This window comes from Sphingomonas arvum, assembly GCF_026013565.1.
In the GTDB taxonomy this organism is placed as follows: Bacteria; Pseudomonadota; Alphaproteobacteria; order Sphingomonadales; family Sphingomonadaceae; genus Sphingomicrobium; species Sphingomicrobium arvum.
The window spans coordinates 1,289,273-1,305,007 of the sequence record NZ_JAPDOB010000001.1 but is presented as its reverse complement, the minus strand read 5'-3'; the positions used below and the strand labels follow the sequence as shown (position 1 = coordinate 1,305,007).

At 68.3% G+C, this 15,735-nt stretch carries 16 protein-coding genes and 1 tRNA gene; 14 read left to right on the top strand and 3 right to left on the bottom strand.

Going from position 1 to position 15,735, the window contains the following annotated elements; translation table 11 throughout:
* The first annotated feature begins 33 nt into the window (after positions 1 to 33).
* The 10 genes from OMW55_RS06415 (at position 34) to OMW55_RS06370 (ending at position 9,099) form a co-directional block, all read left to right on the top strand.
* Positions 34 to 807: a uracil-DNA glycosylase gene (locus OMW55_RS06415; protein WP_264881687.1), complete on the top strand. Its 774-nt coding sequence runs from the start codon at positions 34 to 36 to the stop codon at positions 805 to 807.
* Positions 804 to 2,543 carry a lytic transglycosylase domain-containing protein gene (locus OMW55_RS06410; protein ID WP_264881685.1) on the top strand — a complete coding sequence of 580 codons (1,740 nt, stop codon included), beginning with the start codon at positions 804 to 806 and terminating at the stop codon, positions 2,541 to 2,543. The genes OMW55_RS06415 and OMW55_RS06410 overlap by 4 nt, the downstream gene beginning before the upstream one ends.
* 41 nt (positions 2,544 to 2,584) lie before the next feature.
* On the top strand, positions 2,585 to 3,655 hold the full coding sequence (locus tag OMW55_RS06405) for a PA0069 family radical SAM protein (protein WP_264881683.1): 1,071 nt from the start codon (positions 2,585 to 2,587) through the stop codon (positions 3,653 to 3,655).
* A gap of 27 nt (positions 3,656 to 3,682) precedes the next feature.
* Positions 3,683 to 5,086, top strand: a complete 1,404-nt coding sequence (locus tag OMW55_RS06400) for a M28 family peptidase (RefSeq protein ID WP_264881681.1) — start codon at positions 3,683 to 3,685, stop codon at positions 5,084 to 5,086.
* Entirely contained in the window at positions 5,083 to 5,280 is a 198-nt protein-coding gene (locus OMW55_RS06395) for a hypothetical protein (RefSeq protein ID WP_264881679.1), read from the top strand. Before OMW55_RS06400 ends, OMW55_RS06395 begins: the two co-directional genes overlap by 4 nt.
* Positions 5,280 to 5,591 carry a hypothetical protein gene (locus OMW55_RS06390; RefSeq protein ID WP_264881677.1) on the top strand — a complete coding sequence of 104 codons (312 nt, stop codon included), beginning with the start codon at positions 5,280 to 5,282 and terminating at the stop codon, positions 5,589 to 5,591. Before OMW55_RS06395 ends, OMW55_RS06390 begins: the two co-directional genes overlap by 1 nt.
* 40 nt (positions 5,592 to 5,631) lie before the next feature.
* A tRNA-Pro gene (locus tag OMW55_RS06385) sits at positions 5,632 to 5,708 on the top strand.
* Positions 5,709 to 5,733: 25 nt separating this feature from the next.
* Complete coding sequence (locus tag OMW55_RS06380) at positions 5,734 to 6,009, top strand: PqqD family protein (protein WP_264881675.1); 276 nt, start codon at positions 5,734 to 5,736, stop codon at positions 6,007 to 6,009.
* A gap of 133 nt (positions 6,010 to 6,142) precedes the next feature.
* Positions 6,143 to 6,919, top strand: coding sequence for a phosphoribosylaminoimidazolesuccinocarboxamide synthase (purC, locus tag OMW55_RS06375; RefSeq protein WP_264881673.1), 777 nt, complete (start codon positions 6,143 to 6,145; stop codon positions 6,917 to 6,919).
* A gap of 11 nt (positions 6,920 to 6,930) precedes the next feature.
* Positions 6,931 to 9,099 carry a primosomal protein N' gene (locus OMW55_RS06370; RefSeq protein WP_264881672.1) on the top strand — a complete coding sequence of 723 codons (2,169 nt, stop codon included), beginning with the start codon at positions 6,931 to 6,933 and terminating at the stop codon, positions 9,097 to 9,099.
* Between the two features lie 11 nt (positions 9,100 to 9,110).
* Here the strand turns inward: OMW55_RS06370 and OMW55_RS06365 are convergent, their stop codons facing one another.
* Complete coding sequence (locus tag OMW55_RS06365; RefSeq protein WP_264881671.1) at positions 9,111 to 9,638, bottom strand: CAP domain-containing protein; 528 nt, start codon at positions 9,636 to 9,638, stop codon at positions 9,111 to 9,113.
* A gap of 170 nt (positions 9,639 to 9,808) precedes the next feature.
* On the opposite strand from OMW55_RS06365, the gene OMW55_RS06360 reads away from it, so the two are divergent.
* On the top strand, positions 9,809 to 11,392 hold the full coding sequence (locus OMW55_RS06360) for a cryptochrome/photolyase family protein (RefSeq protein ID WP_264881669.1): 1,584 nt from the start codon (positions 9,809 to 9,811) through the stop codon (positions 11,390 to 11,392).
* A 75-nt stretch (positions 11,393 to 11,467) separates the two neighbouring features.
* Here the strand turns inward: OMW55_RS06360 and OMW55_RS06355 are convergent, their stop codons facing one another.
* Positions 11,468 to 12,508, bottom strand: coding sequence for a bifunctional transcriptional activator/DNA repair enzyme AdaA (locus OMW55_RS06355; protein ID WP_264881667.1), 1,041 nt, complete (start codon positions 12,506 to 12,508; stop codon positions 11,468 to 11,470).
* Complete coding sequence (locus OMW55_RS06350; RefSeq protein ID WP_264881665.1) at positions 12,505 to 12,969, bottom strand: DUF1203 domain-containing protein; 465 nt, start codon at positions 12,967 to 12,969, stop codon at positions 12,505 to 12,507. Before OMW55_RS06350 ends, OMW55_RS06355 begins: the two co-directional genes overlap by 4 nt.
* A gap of 99 nt (positions 12,970 to 13,068) precedes the next feature.
* Here OMW55_RS06350 and OMW55_RS06345 point away from each other — a divergent pair, with 99 nt between their 5' ends.
* From OMW55_RS06345 to atpA, 3 genes are all read left to right on the top strand, one after another.
* The gene (locus tag OMW55_RS06345; protein WP_264881663.1) at positions 13,069 to 13,530 is read left to right on the top strand and encodes a GNAT family N-acetyltransferase; all 462 of its coding nucleotides are present in this window, start codon (positions 13,069 to 13,071) and stop codon (positions 13,528 to 13,530) included.
* Between the two features lie 115 nt (positions 13,531 to 13,645).
* Positions 13,646 to 14,200, top strand: coding sequence for a F0F1 ATP synthase subunit delta (locus OMW55_RS06340; protein WP_264881662.1), 555 nt, complete (start codon positions 13,646 to 13,648; stop codon positions 14,198 to 14,200).
* A gap of 2 nt (positions 14,201 to 14,202) precedes the next feature.
* Entirely contained in the window at positions 14,203 to 15,732 is a 1,530-nt protein-coding gene (gene atpA / locus OMW55_RS06335; RefSeq protein ID WP_264881660.1) for a F0F1 ATP synthase subunit alpha, read from the top strand.
* The last annotated feature ends 3 nt before the right edge of the window (positions 15,733 to 15,735 follow it).

Sequence of the window (15,735 nt, the reverse complement as noted above, 5' to 3'; positions counted from 1 at the left end):
GTTCGCCCTGCCCTTCAGATGATGGTGGCGTCAATGGCGACAAGGGGTATGATGGTCCGCGTGGGAGGGAATAGCGGAACCGTGGACGCGGCGGAGGCGGCCAGCCTGCTCGGCTGGTGGCTGGAGGCCGGCGTCGATACGCTGGTCGCGGAGACGCCGCGGGCATGGCTGCGGACGGCCTCGCCCGTGCAGGCCGCCAGCGACGAGGAGCTTGCCCCGGCAGCAACCTCCCTGGCGATCTCGCCAGCAAGCGTCGACCGGCAGGCGCTGAGCTCGCTTGAGGAGTTCCACGGCTGGCTGCGCGAGGGGTCGGACCTGCCGCTGTTCCAGGCCGGCGCCGCGCGTGCCCTGCCCCATGGGCCCGCAAACGCCGGTATCATGCTCATTGCCGACTTGCCCGACCGGGAGTGTGCCGCGGAAGGGCGGCCGATCGGCGGTGCATCCTGGGAACTGACCACCCGCATGCTGGCCGCGATCGGGTTCAAGCCGGAGGACGCCTATGTCGCGTCCCTCGCCTGCTTCCCGGCGCCGGCCAAGCGGCTGGACCCGCGCATCGCGGCGCAGTGTGTCGACGACATGAAGCGGCACATCGCCCTGGTCGCGCCCAAGCGGCTGCTGCTGCTGGGCGAAGGACCGGCTCGCGCCTTGACTGGACAGAACCTGCTGCAGGCGCGTGGGCGCATCCACCGGATCGATCATGTGCCCGCGGTCGTCACCTTCCATCCCCGCCAGTTGCTGCAGCGGCCGTCGGACAAGGCCTATGCCTGGCGAGACCTGCTGCTGTTGATGAGTGAAGAGGTTTCATGAGCGTTTTTCATGCCTTCGCAGCCGTTCTTGCGGTTCAGGCGCAGCCTGGCGACCCGCTGGCCCCGTTGCCGCCAACGACCAGCCAGAATGAGCCGAGCGACGCCACTCCGGCCGAACAGCCGCGGCCCGCACCCCCTGTCGCGGTGGTGGTCGCGCCCAGGGATTGGCGCGGCGTGTTCGACGCAATCCGCTCCAGCCAGTGGTCGGCGGCGCAGCTCGGCATCGCAACCCTGCCCGCCGGTCCGCTGGCGCCCGTCGCCAAGGCGGAGCTGTACACCGCGAAGGGCAGCCCCAAGGTCAGCCTGGACGCGCTGCTCGACCTGCTGATCGAGGCGCCGGACCTGCCGAAGGCGGACCAGATCCAGCGCATGGCGGAGGCGCGTGGCGGCATTGATACGCCGCGCATCGCGCCGCGCTACCCATTGGTGCAGATCGGCGCCGCGCCGCGCCGGATCCGCGCGCGCCCAATCGTCGGCGAGCCGGAGGCAGACCGGCTTCGGACCGACATGGACGCTTACGTGAAGGCGGACGATGCGCTGAGTGCCGAGGCGCTGTTCAATAGCCGGGCGCTCCTGCTTTCGCCCGAGGCGCGGGCCGAAGCGGCGCAGCGGCTGGCGTGGATCTATTACGTGCGTGGCGAGGACGCGAACGCGCGCCGCGTCGCCGACTTCGGCCGGGCCGGTGCGACCGGCGAATGGGCAGTTCAGGCGGCCTGGGTGTCTGGCCTCGCGGCATGGCGGCAGAACGACTGCGTTTCCTCCACCCAGCTGTTCCGTATCGTCGGTGCCGGCGCCACCGAACCGTCGCTGCGCGCGGGTGGGCTCTACTGGGCAGCGCGGTCCGCGATGGCTTGCCGGCGCCCGGCCGAGGTCAATCCGCTGATGCGGGCGGCGGCCAACATGCCCGAGACCTTCTACGGGATGCTAGCGCGGCGCACGCTGGGCATGGATACGCGGCTCGCGCCCATGCCGGAAGCCGTCGACCCGCGGGTCGAGGCACAGCCGAACATCCGCCGGGCGCTCGAACTCGCCCGCATCGGCGAGCGCGATCTCGCCGGCCAGTTCCTCCGCTTTCAAGCGCGCATCGGCCGCCCAGCCGACCAGCCGAGCCTGGTGGCGCTGGCCCGCCGGCTCGACCTCGCGGCCACCCAGCACTACCTCGCTCACTTCGGGCAGCCGGGCGCACGGGTCGCGCCCGCGGCGCGCTATCCGCGGCCGAACTGGACGCCACGCGGTGGCTGGCGGATCGATCCGGCGCTGGCACTGGCTCACTCATTGCAGGAATCGAGCTTCCGCGCCGAGGCGATCAGCCCGGCTGGCGCGGTTGGCCTGATGCAGGTGGTGCCCGCCACCATGACCCTGCTCGCGCGCATCGGGAACGTGCCACCCGGCGACCTGCGCGACCCAGCAACCAATATCGAGTTCGGCCAGCGTTGGATCGAGGCGATGCGCCGGCGTCCGGAGACCCAGGGGCAATTGCCCAAGGTGATCGCCAGCTACAACGCGGGCTCGTTGCCGGTGGGGCGCTGGCAGGTGAACGACCGCGGCGACCCGCTGCTGTGGATGGAGAGCGTGCCCTACTGGGAGACGCGCTTTTATGTTCCCACGGTGCTGCGCAATATGTGGGTGTACGAGCAACTGGCCGGACAGCCGACGCCGACGCTGACCCAGATGGCGCAGCACAAGTGGCCGGCATTTCCAGTGGCGCAAGGTACATACACGGCCCAGGCGCGGTAAACCGTTCTTGCTTTGTTCTGGCGTGAGGATAGACTCGCGCCATGGCTGTCGAGTCGCTCTCCGGTCGCGGCGCAACCCGCAACGCGACGCCGTCCCGCTTCAACCTGGAGCAGCGGGAGGTCGAGGGTGACTGGCTCGACCAGGTGGAAGCATTGGACGGGTTCGCGCCGCGCCGCACCACGGTCACGGTGGAGAAGCCGCGCTCCATCCTGACCCGCAATCGTTCGCCCGACATTGGCTTCGACCGGTCGGTCAATCCATATCGCGGCTGCGAGCATGGCTGCATCTACTGCTTCGCCCGGCCGACCCACGCCTACCACGACCTGTCGCCCGGCGTGGATTTCGAGAGCCGGCTGTTCGCCAAGCCGGACGCGGCCAAGCTGCTTCATGCGGCGCTGAGCCAACCTGGCTACGACTGCGCGCCGATCGCATTGGGTACCAACACCGACCCGTACCAGCCGATCGAGGAGCATTGGGAGATCACCCGCTCGGTCCTACAGGTGCTGGTCGAAACCAAGCACCCGTTCACGATCACGACCAAGAGCGACCGGGTGTTGCGCGACCTCGACCTCATCGCTCCCGCCGCACACGAGGGACTGGCGGCGGTGGCGGTCTCCGTGACGTCGTTGGACCCGCGGATCAGCCGGACGCTGGAGCCGCGTGCCCCGGCCGGGCGCAAGCGGCTGGAGGCGATCCGCCAGCTGAACGAGGCGGGAGTGCCAACCCTGCTCGCGGTGGCACCCATCGTGCCGCAGATTACCGACCATGAGCTGGAAAGTATCGTCGAGGCGGGCGCATCGGCGGGCGCGCGCGCCGGCTTCTACCTGCCTGTGCGCCTGCCGCACGAGGTCGCGCCGCTATTCCGGGCCTGGCTGGACGAGCATTATCCCGACCGCGCGGCCAAGGTCATGGCGACCATCCGCTCGATGCGCGGCGGACGCGACAACGACCCCGACTATTTCACCCGCATGGGCGGTTCGGGGCCGTGGGCGGACCTGCTCAAGACGCGCTTCGACAAGGCAGTGCGACGCTACGGCCTGGGCACAACCAAGACGGTCCTGCGCCGCGACCTCTTCCGCGCGCCCGACGGTGTTCAGCTGCGCTTGTTGTAAGCGGTCGGGCGGACTAGGCAGCGGGGCATGATCAAGCCGTTTGTCGCGTGTCTCCTCGCCGCCACCGCCGCCCAGGGCCTCGCCCAGTCCGCTCCCCCCGCCCCGCCGGTCGTCGTGCCGCAGCAGATCGCCGCCCTCCGCGACGATGCGCTGGCGAACGACAGCTACGCCTGGGACATCACGGAGGGGCTGACCACCGAGGTCGGGCAGCGGCTGGCCGGCACCGAGGCCGAGGCGCGCGCCCGCGATTGGGGAGTTCGGCGGCTCACCGCCATGGGCTTCAGCAACGTGCGGGTGGAGACCTTCGCGCTGCCGGTCTGGACCCGGGGTGCGGAGAGCGCCGAGATCGTCGCGCCCTTTCCGCAGAAGCTGGCGGTAACCGCGCTCGGCAACAGCGCGTCGACGGGGCCGCAGGGCATCACCGGCCAGATTGTCGCGTTCGACAGCGTTGACGCGCTCAAGGCGGCGCCTGACTCGGCGGTGCGCGGCAAGATCGTGTTCGTGGATCATCGCATGGCGCCCACCCAGGATGGCTCCAGCTATGGGCCAGGCGGCACTCCGCGCCGGGTCGGACCCACGGTCGCCTCGCAGAAAGGCGCGATAGGCATCATCGTCCGCTCGGCCGGCACCGACCACCACCGCAACCCGCATGCCGGGGTGCAGACCTTCGGGGAAGGCGCGCAGCCGATCCCGGCCGGCGCGATCAGCATTCCGGACGCCGAGCAGCTCGCCCGCATTCTCAAGCGGGGCCAGCCCGTCAGCCTGCGCCTTACCCTGGTCAGCCAGCGCCGGCCGGACGGCCAGTCGGGCAACGTCATCGCCGAAGTGCCAGGCCGCGACCCGAGCCTGCCGCCAGTACTCGTCGGCGGTCACCTCGACAGCTGGGACCTGGGCACCGGCGCGATCGATGATGCGTCGGGCGTCGCCATCGCCGCCGCCGCCGCCAAGCGGATCATGGACGCGGGCCGGCCGCTACGCACCATCCGGGTCGTGTGGTTCGGCTCCGAGGAGGTCGGGCTATTTGGCGGCCAGTATTATCGGACACGCCATGGCAAGCAGCCCCACTGGGCGATGCTGGAAAGCGACTTCGGCGCCGACCGCATCTGGCGGGTAAACAGCAAGCTGGGAGAGGCCCGCCGCGATGACGCGCGGCTGATCGGTGCCGCGTTGGCTCCGCTCGGGATCGTGACCGGCTCTTTCGAGGAAGCGGAAGGCTCCGACATCGGGCCCATGCTGGAAGACGGCCAGCCCGGTGTCGGCCTCAGCCAGGACGGCACGCGCTATTTCGATTATCACCATACGCCCGATGACACGCTGGACAAGGTCGATCCCGCCCAGTTGCGACAGAACGTCGCCGCGTGGACTGCTACGCTCGTCATCCTCGCCGGTCCGATCGAGCCCGCTGCCCGCCCGCGGTCGCGGCGCCGGTGAGGCTGGCCCTCGTTCTTGCCATCCTGCTACTCGCCGGGTGCGGGCGGGCTTCGGACGACACAATTGAGCCGGTGCCGCAGGCAAACCCGGAGAGCGCCAACGCGCTGATGTCGGCGGCTGAGCAGGCTGCCGGGAACGCACAGGCCCGGATGGGCGCTGATGCGGCAACGAACAACAGCGTGGAGGCGAAGTGATGGTATCGAAGCTTTTGGCGGGCGCGGCCCTGCTGGTCAGCCTGGGTGCCTGTCAGGCCCGTGACGAAGGCAATGGCAGCACCGTCATCTCGGTCGATCGGGAAGCCGTCGACAATGGTCTGGACCAAGCCGGCGATGCGCTGACGTCGGCCGGCAACGAGGTCAAGGATGCCGCCGACAAGGCCGGCCCGGCGCTGGAGAATGCCGCCGACCGCACCGGCGCCGCCGCCAAGCGGGCTGGCGACAAGGTCGAGAATACGGCCGACAATGTCGACGTGGACGTCAATGTCCGCAATGATCAGAAGCGCTAGGCTGGCGGTTCGGGCCAAGCCCTGCTAACCGCGCCCAAGTCGGGGAGTGGCGCAGCCTGGTAGCGCATCTGCTTTGGGAGCAGAGGGTCGCAGGTTCGAATCCTGTCTCCCCGACCAGCATCATCTAGGGAGAGAGCAGCCCATGGAGCCTCGCTACGTCCGCGCACGCGAGCTGATGGAGGCTGACATGGATGACGAGCTGGTCGCGCTCGATCCGCAGGGCGGGCTCTGCTTCGGCTTCAATTCCGTAGCGACCTCCGTGTGGAAACTGCTCGCCGAGTCTCGCTCGGAGGCCGAGCTCCAGTCTGCGCTGGGCGAAGAATATGACGTTGCGCCGGAGCAATGTCGGACCGAGCTGCGGGAGTTGCTCGATGACCTCACGGGCAAGGGCCTGATCAAGGCTGCGCCGCAGGGCTGAACCACACGGCGCGAGCGAATTGCACGGGACCTCCGCCTAGCCTATAGGCCGAGCCCTAATCCGCCCCGGCCTCTCGGCATCTGACCAGAGCGGCCGGGGCGCCGTCTTTTCTACGTAAGGGGACCCCCTCTTCATGGCTCGCCGCCGCCAGATCTACGAAGGCAAGGCCAAGATTCTCTACGAGGGTCCTGAGCCGGGCACGCTGATCCAGTATTTCAAGGACGATGCCACCGCGTTCAATGCGCAGAAACGCGGGACGATCAGCGGCAAGGGCGTCATCAACAACCGCATCAGCGAGCATATCTTTACCTGCCTCGCAAACATCGGCGTCCCGACCCACTTCATCCGTCGCCTCAACATGCGCGAGCAGCTGATCCGCCAGTGCGAGATCGTGCCGATCGAGGTGGTGGTGCGCAACGTGGCTGCCGGCTCCCTGTCCAAGCGCCTCGGCATTGAGGAAGGCACGCAGCTGCCGCGCACGATCATCGAATACTATTTGAAGGATGATGCCCTGGGCGATCCGATGATCGCCGACGAGCACATCGCCTGCTTTGGCTGGGCCAGCCAGGAGGAGATGAACGACATCGCCGACATGGCGATCCGCGTGAACGACTTCATGGCCGGCCTGTTCTCGGCCATCGGCATCCGCCTTGTAGACTTCAAGCTGGAGTTCGGGCGCGTCTACGAGAACGATTTCGCACGGATCATCCTGGCGGACGAGATCAGCCCGGACGGCTGCCGCCTGTGGGACATGAAGTCGGGCGAGAAGCTGGACAAGGACCGCTTCCGCCAGAGCCTCGGCGGCGAAGCGGAGGCGTACCAGGAGGTCGCCCGCAGGCTGGGCCTGTTGCGCGACGAGGAGTTCGCCGTTCTCGACCTCGACAGCCATCGCAAGAAGAAGGGGCTTTAGTCCTCCCCTAGATGGCGCTGCCCCGCGTCCGCATCGTCACGCTGAACGCTGCATTGGGTCCGCTCGACTACCGGGTTCCGGACGGAACCGCGGTCGAGCCGGGTCAGGTGGTCGTGGCGCCTCTTGGCCCGCGGCCGATGATCGGCGTGGCGTGGGAGCCGGAGCGGCTGCCGACGGAGGAGGTCGGCGATAACCGCCTGCGCTACCTCAGCTCCGTCCTTCCAGGGCCGCGGATCGCTCCGGCCCTCCGCCGCCTGTGCGAATGGACGGCCGATTATTACCTGAGCCCCTTGCCTGCCGTGCTGCGGATGGTCCTGCCCTCCTCTTACGCGTTGCACGACCAGCGGCAGCTCACCGAATACCGGCCGACTGGCCTCGTTCCTCCCCGCCTCACCCCACAACGCACGGTCGCGCTGGAGCGGCTGGAAGGACGGCAGGGCACCATCCGCGAACTAGCGGCGCATGCCGAGGTCAGCGACGCCGTGCTGCGCGGGCTGGTCAACGCCGGTGCGCTCGAAGCCGTGCAGGTGGACGGCGACCGACCGCTCGACTGCCCCGACCCCGACTTTGGACCGCCCCAGCTTAACTCCGACCAGCAGGCGGCGGCGGACAGCCTAGTGCAGGCCGTCGGGCGCGGGTTCGACCCGGTGCTGCTCGACGGGGTGACTGGATCGGGCAAGACCGAGGTCTATTTTGAGGCCATCGCGGCGTGCGTGCGCCAGGGCCGGCAGGCGTTGGTCCTGTTGCCGGAGATCGCGCTGACCGAGCCGTTCCTTCGCCGGTTCGAGGCGCGGTTCGGTTGCGCGCCGACGGCGTGGCATTCGGACCTGCGCTCCTCGCTGCGCCGCCGCTCCTATCGCGCGATCGCCAGCGGGGAGGCCAAGGTGGTGGTCGGCGCCCGCTCCGCTCTATTCCTGCCTTATGCCGACCTTGGCCTGATCGTCGTCGACGAGGCGCACGAGCCGAGCTTCAAGCAGGAGGACGGCGTCCAGTACCATGCGCGCGACGTCGCCGTGATGCGCGGGCGGTTCGAGGACATTCCGGTGGTCCTGTCCTCCGCGACGCCGGCGATCGAGACCCGCCACATGGTCGAGCTCGGCCGCTACCGTGAGGTCAAGCTGCCGAGCCGCTTTGCCGGCGCCCGACTGCCGGACATGCGGACGGTGAACCTGACTCAGGACCCGCCGCCGCGCGGCCGCTGGCTGGCGCCAAGCTTGGTGGCCGAGCTTGAGCAGAATTTGGCTTCAGGCGAGCAGAGCCTGCTGTTCCTCAACCGACGCGGTTTCGCGCCGCTCACGCTCTGCCGAACCTGCGGGCACCGCTTTCAATGCCCCAATTGCACCGCGTGGATGGTCGAGCACCGGCTGATGCACCGACTGGCCTGCCACCATTGCGGGCACGTGATGCCACCGCCCAAGCAGTGTCCGGAGTGCGGCGACGAGGACAGCCTGGTCGCCTGCGGTCCGGGCGTGGAGCGGATTGCCGACGAAGTGCAGGCGCTGTTCCCGCAAGCGCGTACCGCGGTGGTCACCAGCGACACCATCTGGTCACCGGCCCGCGCGGCCGACTTCGTGGCGCAGATGGAAGGCGGCGCGATCGACGTCGTGATCGGGACCCAGCTGGTGACCAAGGGCTATCATTTTCCCAACCTTACATTGGTCGGGGTGGTCGATGCGGACCTCGGCTTGCAGGGTGGCGACCTACGGGCGGCCGAGCGCAGCTTCCAGCAGATCGCCCAGGTCGCCGGGCGGGCAGGTCGTGGCGAGAAGCCGGGCCGCGTGCTGGTCCAGACCCACGATCCCGACGCGCCGGTGATCGCCGCGCTGGTCAGCGGGGATGCGGAAAGCTTCTATGCGGCCGAGACGGAGGCGCGGCACGAAGCGGCCATGCCGCCATTCGGTCGCCTCGCCGCGATCATCGTCTCGAGCGAGGACAAGGAAGAGGCGGACGCCACGGCCCGCCGGATCGGCCGGGCTGCCCCGGAGGTCGAGGGTATGGCGGTGTTCGGCCCTGCCCCCGCCCCGCTCGCCATGCTGCGCGGTCGGCACCGGTTCCGCCTGCTGGTCCATGCCGCCCGCAGCCTGGACGTTCAAGATGTCATCCGGGACTGGCTGGCGGGGGTGGAATGGAATTCCAAGGTGCGGGTCGCGGTGGACGTCGACCCGTACAGTTTCGTTTAGGCAGCTTCGTTCTAGGCGACGCTGCGTCCGTCGACGTTGCCGTTCGGCGAGTAGCGGCAAACCAGATAGTCGTTGCTGCGGTTGGAGCGGATCGCACAGCCGACCTTGGTCGTCCCGCGCCAGATCACCTGGCTATAATGGCCAACGTCCGACCAGTTGCCCGTGCGGCTGACCTGCGGGAACACGCCAGCTCGGAACATCCGCCCCTCGCTCAGCCAGCCGCCAACCATCTGCTCGGGCGTGAAATAGCCGCGCGTGCCCATCCATAGATTCTCACCCTGGCCTGGGCGAGCGGCACGCGGGCTGTGACCCCAGCGACCAGTAACGGCGAGCTGCGCGGCGTAAGCATCGGCGGCCGCGGCGAGGCCAGGGTCCCACTGCATCGCCGGCACCCGCCACCGCGCCCGTTCAGCATTGTGGGTCGCCAGCACGCGCCAGCTCAGTGGCGCTGCCACCATCCGGTTTGCGGCCGCCGTCTGTTCGGCAGCAATCATCCCCAGGACGACGCCAAGCGCCGCCACAACCCCTGTTCGTGTCATCAGCCCACCCCGGCTTCTCTGCCCCGAGTGACCCCCCGGCCACTCGTTGATGCAGATGCTTCCTCGGACCGGACTCCTTGGCAAGCCGTAACGACCGCCGTTAACGACGAACCGTTCGTCTGACTGCCCTGCGCCGAGGTGGTTAGTCGCGCGTTTACTGCTCGCTAGCCATGACCACCCTCATTCCCGTCCTCGGCGATCAGCTCAGCCACCACCTCGCCTCGCTTCGCGCCGCCGACCCGGCGGGCAGCGTCGTGCTGCTGATGGAGGTGGCCGAGGAGACCGGCTACGTGCGCCACCACCCGCACAAGATCGTCCTGATCTTCTCAGCGATGCGCCACTTCGCGGATGAGCTGCGCGCGCGCGGGTTCACCGTCGACTATATCCGGCTCGACGATCCGGCGAACGGCGGCAGCTTCACGGGGGAGGTCGGCCGCGCGATCGAGCGGCACGGGGCGGAGTCCGTCCGCGTCGTGGAAGCGGGCGAATGGCGCGTGCAGAAAATGCTGGAGAGCTGGAGCGAGCGCTTCGGCCTGCCGGTCGAGATCCTGCCCGACGACCGCTTCATCTGCCCCCTGCCCGACTTCTTCGCCTGGGCGGCGCGAGCGGACAAGCCGGTGATGGAGTTCTTCTACCGCGACCAGCGCCGCCGTACCGGCCTGCTGATGGAGCCGGACGGCAAGCCCGCGGGCGGGCAGTGGAACTTCGACAAGGACAACCGCTCCGGCCCGCCGCATGAAGGCGACTTTCCCAGCCGCTGCCCGGTCGAGCCGGACGCGGTCACGCGCGAGGTGATCGCGCTCGTGGCGGAGCGGTTCGGTGACCACTTCGGCCAGGTTGAAGGCTTCGGCCTGCCGGTCACCGCCGCCGACGCAGAGGCCGCGTTCGACGAGTTCGTGGCCACCCGCCTGCCGCTGTTCGGGACCTATCAGGACGCCATGGTGGTCGGCGAAGACCTGTTGTTCCACGCCGCCATGTCCACCTCGATGAACTGCGGCCTGCTCGATCCGCTCGCCGCCTGCCGCAAGGTCGAGGCTGCCTGGCGGGCCGGCAAGGCACCGCTCAACGCCGCGGAAGGCTTCATCCGCCAGATCATCGGCTGGCGCGAGTATATGCGGGGTATGTACTGGCTGGAAATGCCCCGGCTGGCGGAGGCCAACGTGCTCGGCGCCACCCGGTCCCTGCCCGACTTCTACTGGACCGGCGAGACCGACATGCGGTGCATGGCGGAAAGCGTCCGCAACACCCGCGACAATGCCTACGCCCACCACATCCAGCGGTTGATGGTGCTCGGCAATTTCGCGCTGCTGGCCGGGGTCGCGCCCCAAGCGATCAGCGACTGGTTCCTGGTAGTCTATGCCGACGCCTACGAGTGGGTCGAGCATCCTAACGTCATTGGCATGAGCCAATGGGCGGACGGCGGGCGGATCGCGACCAAGCCCTATGCGGCGTCGGGCGCCTACATCGCTCGCATGTCGGATTATTGCCAGAACTGCGTCTACGACGTGCGCAAAAAGATCGGCCCGCGCGCCTGCCCGTACAATGCGCTCTACTGGGACTTCCTGGCCCGACACGAAGCGCGGCTGGCCGGCAACCACCGGCTGCGCAACCAATATGCGACCTGGCGGCGGATGGGCACCGAAAAGCAGGCCGCCTATCGCGAATGGGCGGGGCGCATCTTGGATGACCTTACGCCGGCCAAGCCGGGCTGGGCGCGCCACGAAGGTCCTTGCGCTGGCGAAACGGCGGGCTAGGCTGCGCTTGTTCGGGGATTGTCACGCTGCTGGGACGCGTTTTGATCGCTTGGGGCGAGGAAAGGCCGCGGCCCGCTAAAGCAGGCTGGGCTGTCCCAATTGCACCCCTTCGGCGGCCAGCAGCTTGCGCTTGCGGTCGAGGCCGCCCGCGTAGCCGCCGAGGCTTCCGTCGGAGCGGATGACCCGGTGGCACGGCACCAGCACTGCCACAGGGTTGGCCCCGTTAGCGGTGCCGACGGCGCGGACTGCGCCGGGCTGCCCGACGGCGGCGGCAATGTCGGCATAACTACGGGTCTCGCCCGGCGGGATCCGGCGCAGCTCGGCCCATACCCGCTGTTGAAAGGAGGAGCCCTCGACATCGATTGGCAGGTCGTGCGGGGCCTTGGGGTCGGCCGCCGCGGACAGCGCCGCGCCGATCAGCGGGGTATCCGGATCATGCACCAGCTCCGCATGAGGGAACCGCCGCCGCAGCGCCGCTTCGTCCTCTCCAAAGGTCAGGCGGCATATCCCGCGCTCGGTCGCGGCAACCAGTAGCGGGCCTAGCTCGGTCTCCGCGATCGCCCACCGGATAGTGGCTCCGCGCCCGCCATCGCGCCACGCCGACGGCGTCATGCCAAGCTGCCGCTCGGCGTCGGCGTAAAAGCGGCTCGGACCGGAATAGCCGGCTTCGTAGATGGCGTCGGTCACGGTGGCGCTCTCCTCCAGGGCGGTGGCGGCTCGTTCGGCGCGAAGCGCTCGGGCAAAGGCGGCAGGCGACAGGCCCACGCGCCGGGTGAACAGCCGCTGGAAGTGGTGCGGCGCATAGCCGACGGCGGCGGCGACTTGCTCCAGCCTGAGCGGCTGCTCCGCGGCCGCGATGAGGTCTCGGGCCTCGGCCACGGCCACCTCATCGCGCGCCACCGCGTCGGGCCGGCAGCGCAGGCACGCGCGGAACCCTGCCGCTGCGGCCCCTGTCGCCTCGTCATAGAAGCGCACGTTCTGACGAAGTGGACGCCGGGCTGCACACGACGGGCGGCAATAGATGCGGGTGGTCAGCACCGCCACGACGAAGCGTCCGTCGTAACGCCGATCGCGTCGTTCGAACGCCGCCCAGGCCTCGTCCTCGCCGAGTCTCATGCCCTCTCCACCGCCGCGGCGAAACAGCCGCGGGTCGCGTTATGCGCATGGATAATGGTTACCGCCGGATCAGCCAACATCCGCCGGATGGCGCCATCCGCCTCCCCTGGCTGCGCGAGTTCGGCCGCGACCATGTCCCAGTCGCGATCGAAGGCTCGCAACGAAAGTGTTCGCCTCTCCAGCGCCGGCGGCACCGCGTCCATGAACGAGGCGGCTTCCGTCAATCCCTCCGTGATGAAAATTGCGTGCCTCGCCCGGTAGGGCCCCGCTGGAACACTCTGGTAATTGACCAGCAGCACCGTTTCCCCGAGCTCGGCATCGTCCAGGGTCAAGCGGCACGGAAAGCCGGGAAAGCTGGTGACCGGCATCCGGCGCACTCCTCGTTCGGCAAGTGCTGCCGGACGCAGGTGAAACAACGGTCGGAAAGCGGCGGGGTCGAGCCCAGTGATGCGGTAGGTCATGCCCCCTATCTGCCGAAGGTCTTTGCCGTCCGCTTCCCGAACCTTGCGGTCAAACCTTCACCTCGTCGATCGGCGTGCATCGCCGGTAAGAGTAGCCGCATGGCACGCACGATCCATCAGGGCGAACTCGACAGGGACGACGTGCGGCAACTTCTCGCCAGCCATGTCGCGGCCATGCACGTCCACTCGCCGCCGGAAGCCTGCCACGTGCTGCCCGCCGACCGTCTTCACGACCCGGCTATTACCTTCTTCTCGGTACGCGACGAGGGCCGGCTGCTGGCGATCGGCGCGCTGAAGGCGCTCGGCAACGGCACCGGCGAGATCAAGTCCATGCGGACCCATGCCGAAGCATTGCGGCAGGGGGCCGCTTCCACCATCCTCCGCGCCATTGTCGCGGAGGCGCGAAGCCGCGGCTATTCCCGCCTGCTACTGGAGACCGGCTCCGGACCGGAGTTCGCCGCCGCCACCCTGCTTTACGAGCGCGCAGGGTTCACCCGCTGCGAGCCATTCGGCGGCTATTTGCCCGGCCCGTTCACCCGCTTCATGAGCCTCGACCTGTAGGCTGCCTTGCATCGTTCCAGACCCGCTGCTAGGGGCGGCGCAACCCGGCTGGGGCGGGCGGTTCATGCGGGCCGCTGACGCCCCGCTTTGCATATCTTTTCGGAGCTTTGGGCGCGTGGAGACTTCCGGCGGCATTCGAGCCAGCTTAGCAGGACGCTATGCCTCGGCCTTGTTCGAACTGGCCCGCGACCAGCGGCAGATCGAGGCCGTTGGAGCAAGCCTGCAGACGATCCAGGGCACGCTGCAGAGCTCGGACGAGTTCCGCGCTGTCACCACTTCCCCGCTGATCGGACGCCAGGACGCCGCCAAGGCGGTCGCCGCCACTGCTACGGCCCTGAACCTGGATCCGATCACCACCAACTTCCTGGGCGTGGTTGCCCGCAACGGCCGCCTGCGCCAGCTGTCTGAGATCATCCGGCTGTTCAATCGCCTGGCTGCCGAGCACCGCGGCGAGACCACGGCCGAAGTCACCACCGCGCGCCCGCTCGACGACGAGCAGGTGGCGGCGCTCAAGGCCAACCTCCGCGTCCGTGCCGGACGTGAGGTCACTATCGACTCCCGGGTCGACCCTTCCATTCTCGGCGGCATCGTCGTCCGGCTCGGCAGCCAGATGATTGACGCTTCCATCCGCACCAAATTGAACACTCTAGCCACGGCTATGAAAGGCTGAACATGGACATCCGCGCCGCTGAAATCTCCCGCGTCATCCGCGACCAGATCGCGAACTTCGACGTCGATGCGCAGGTCTCCGAGGTTGGCCAGGTCCTCTCGGTTGGCGACGGCATCGCCCGTATTCACGGGCTCGACAACGTCCAGGCCGGCGAGATGGTCGAGTTCGAGAACGGCACCAAGGGCATGGCCCTGAACCTTGAATCCGACAACGTCGGCGTGGTGGTGTTCGGCTCCGACTCCGAGATCATCGAGGGTTCGACCGCCAAGCGCACCGGCACCATCGTCGACGTTCCGGTCGGCCGTGGCCTGCTCGGCCGCGTGGTTGACGCCCTCGGCAACCCGATCGACGGCAAGGGCCCGATCGTCGCCGAGCAGCGCAGCCGCGTCGAAGTGAAGGCGCCCGGCATTATTCCGCGCAAGTCGGTGCACGAGCCGGTCCAGACCGGCCTGAAGGCGCTCGACGCGCTGGTGCCGGTCGGCCGCGGTCAGCGTGAGCTGATCATTGGCGACCGCCAGACCGGCAAGACCGCTGTCGCGCTCGACACCTTCATCAACCAGAAGCAGGCGAACGCCGGTACCGACGAGGGCCAGAAGCTCTACTGCATCTACGTCGCGGTGGGCCAGAAGCGCTCAACGGTCGCGCAGATCGTCCGCGCGCTGGAAGAGAATGGCGCGATGGAATATTCCATTGTGGTCGCCGCCACGGCCTCCGAGCCGGCGCCGATGCAGTTCCTGGCGCCTTACACCGGCTGCGCCATGGGCGAGTATTTCCGCGACAACGGCATGCACGCCGTCATCGTCTATGACGACCTCAGCAAGCAGGCCGTCGCCTATCGTCAGATGTCGCTGCTGCTGCGCCGTCCGCCGGGCCGCGAGGCTTACCCGGGCGACGTCTTCTACCTGCACAGCCGCCTCCTGGAGCGTGCGGCCAAGATGAACGACGCCAACGGCAACGGCTCGCTGACGGCCCTGCCGATCATCGAGACGCAGGCGGGCGACGTGTCGGCCTACATCCCGACCAACGTCATCTCGATCACCGACGGCCAGATCTTCCTGGAGACCGACCTGTTCTACCAGGGCGTCCGTCCGGCCATCAACGTCGGCCTGTCGGTCAGCCGCGTCGGCTCGGCCGCGCAGACCAAGGCGATGAAGAAGGTCGCCGGCTCGATCAAGCTGGAGCTGGCGCAGTATCGTGAGATGGCGGCGTTTGCGCAGTTCGGCTCCGACCTCGACGCCTCCACGCAGAAGTTGCTCGCCCGCGGCGCCCGACTGACCGAGCTGCTGAAGCAGCCGCAGTATCAGCCGATGCCGGTCGAGGAGCAGGTCGTCTCCATCTATGCCGGTACGCAGGGCTTCCTCGACAAGGTCGAGACCCGCGACGTGACCCGCTACGAGGCGGCGATGTTGAGCTTCATGCGCTCCGAGAAGCCCGAGGTGCTGGCGAAGATCCGCGACACCAAGGCGCTGGACGACGACACGGCGGCGGCGCTCAAGGACGCGCTGTCGACCTTCGGCAACCAGTTCGCTTAAGCA

Excerpts from the sequence above, each read along its gene's own strand:
- OMW55_RS06405 (WP_264881683.1), top strand. The coding sequence starts at position 2,585 with ATGGCTGTCGAGTCGCTCTCCGGTCGCGGCGCAACCCGCAACGCGACG.
- atpA (WP_264881660.1), top strand. The coding sequence starts at position 14,203 with ATGGACATCCGCGCCGCTGAAATCTCCCGCGTCATCCGCGACCAGATC.
- OMW55_RS06400 (WP_264881681.1), top strand. The coding sequence starts at position 3,683 with ATGATCAAGCCGTTTGTCGCGTGTCTCCTCGCCGCCACCGCCGCCCAG.
- OMW55_RS06355 (WP_264881667.1), bottom strand. The coding sequence starts at position 12,508 with ATGAGACTCGGCGAGGACGAGGCCTGGGCGGCGTTCGAACGACGCGAT.
- OMW55_RS06370 (WP_264881672.1), top strand. The coding sequence starts at position 6,931 with ATGGCGCTGCCCCGCGTCCGCATCGTCACGCTGAACGCTGCATTGGGT.
- OMW55_RS06390 (WP_264881677.1), top strand. The coding sequence starts at position 5,280 with ATGGTATCGAAGCTTTTGGCGGGCGCGGCCCTGCTGGTCAGCCTGGGT.
- OMW55_RS06365 (WP_264881671.1), bottom strand. The coding sequence starts at position 9,638 with ATGACACGAACAGGGGTTGTGGCGGCGCTTGGCGTCGTCCTGGGGATG.
- OMW55_RS06345 (WP_264881663.1), top strand. The coding sequence starts at position 13,069 with ATGGCACGCACGATCCATCAGGGCGAACTCGACAGGGACGACGTGCGG.
- OMW55_RS06410 (WP_264881685.1), top strand. The coding sequence starts at position 804 with ATGAGCGTTTTTCATGCCTTCGCAGCCGTTCTTGCGGTTCAGGCGCAG.
- OMW55_RS06415 (WP_264881687.1), top strand. The coding sequence starts at position 34 with ATGGCGACAAGGGGTATGATGGTCCGCGTGGGAGGGAATAGCGGAACC.
- OMW55_RS06350 (WP_264881665.1), bottom strand. The coding sequence starts at position 12,969 with ATGACCTACCGCATCACTGGGCTCGACCCCGCCGCTTTCCGACCGTTG.
- purC (WP_264881673.1), top strand. The coding sequence starts at position 6,143 with ATGGCTCGCCGCCGCCAGATCTACGAAGGCAAGGCCAAGATTCTCTAC.
- OMW55_RS06380 (WP_264881675.1), top strand. The coding sequence starts at position 5,734 with ATGGAGCCTCGCTACGTCCGCGCACGCGAGCTGATGGAGGCTGACATG.
- OMW55_RS06360 (WP_264881669.1), top strand. The coding sequence starts at position 9,809 with ATGACCACCCTCATTCCCGTCCTCGGCGATCAGCTCAGCCACCACCTC.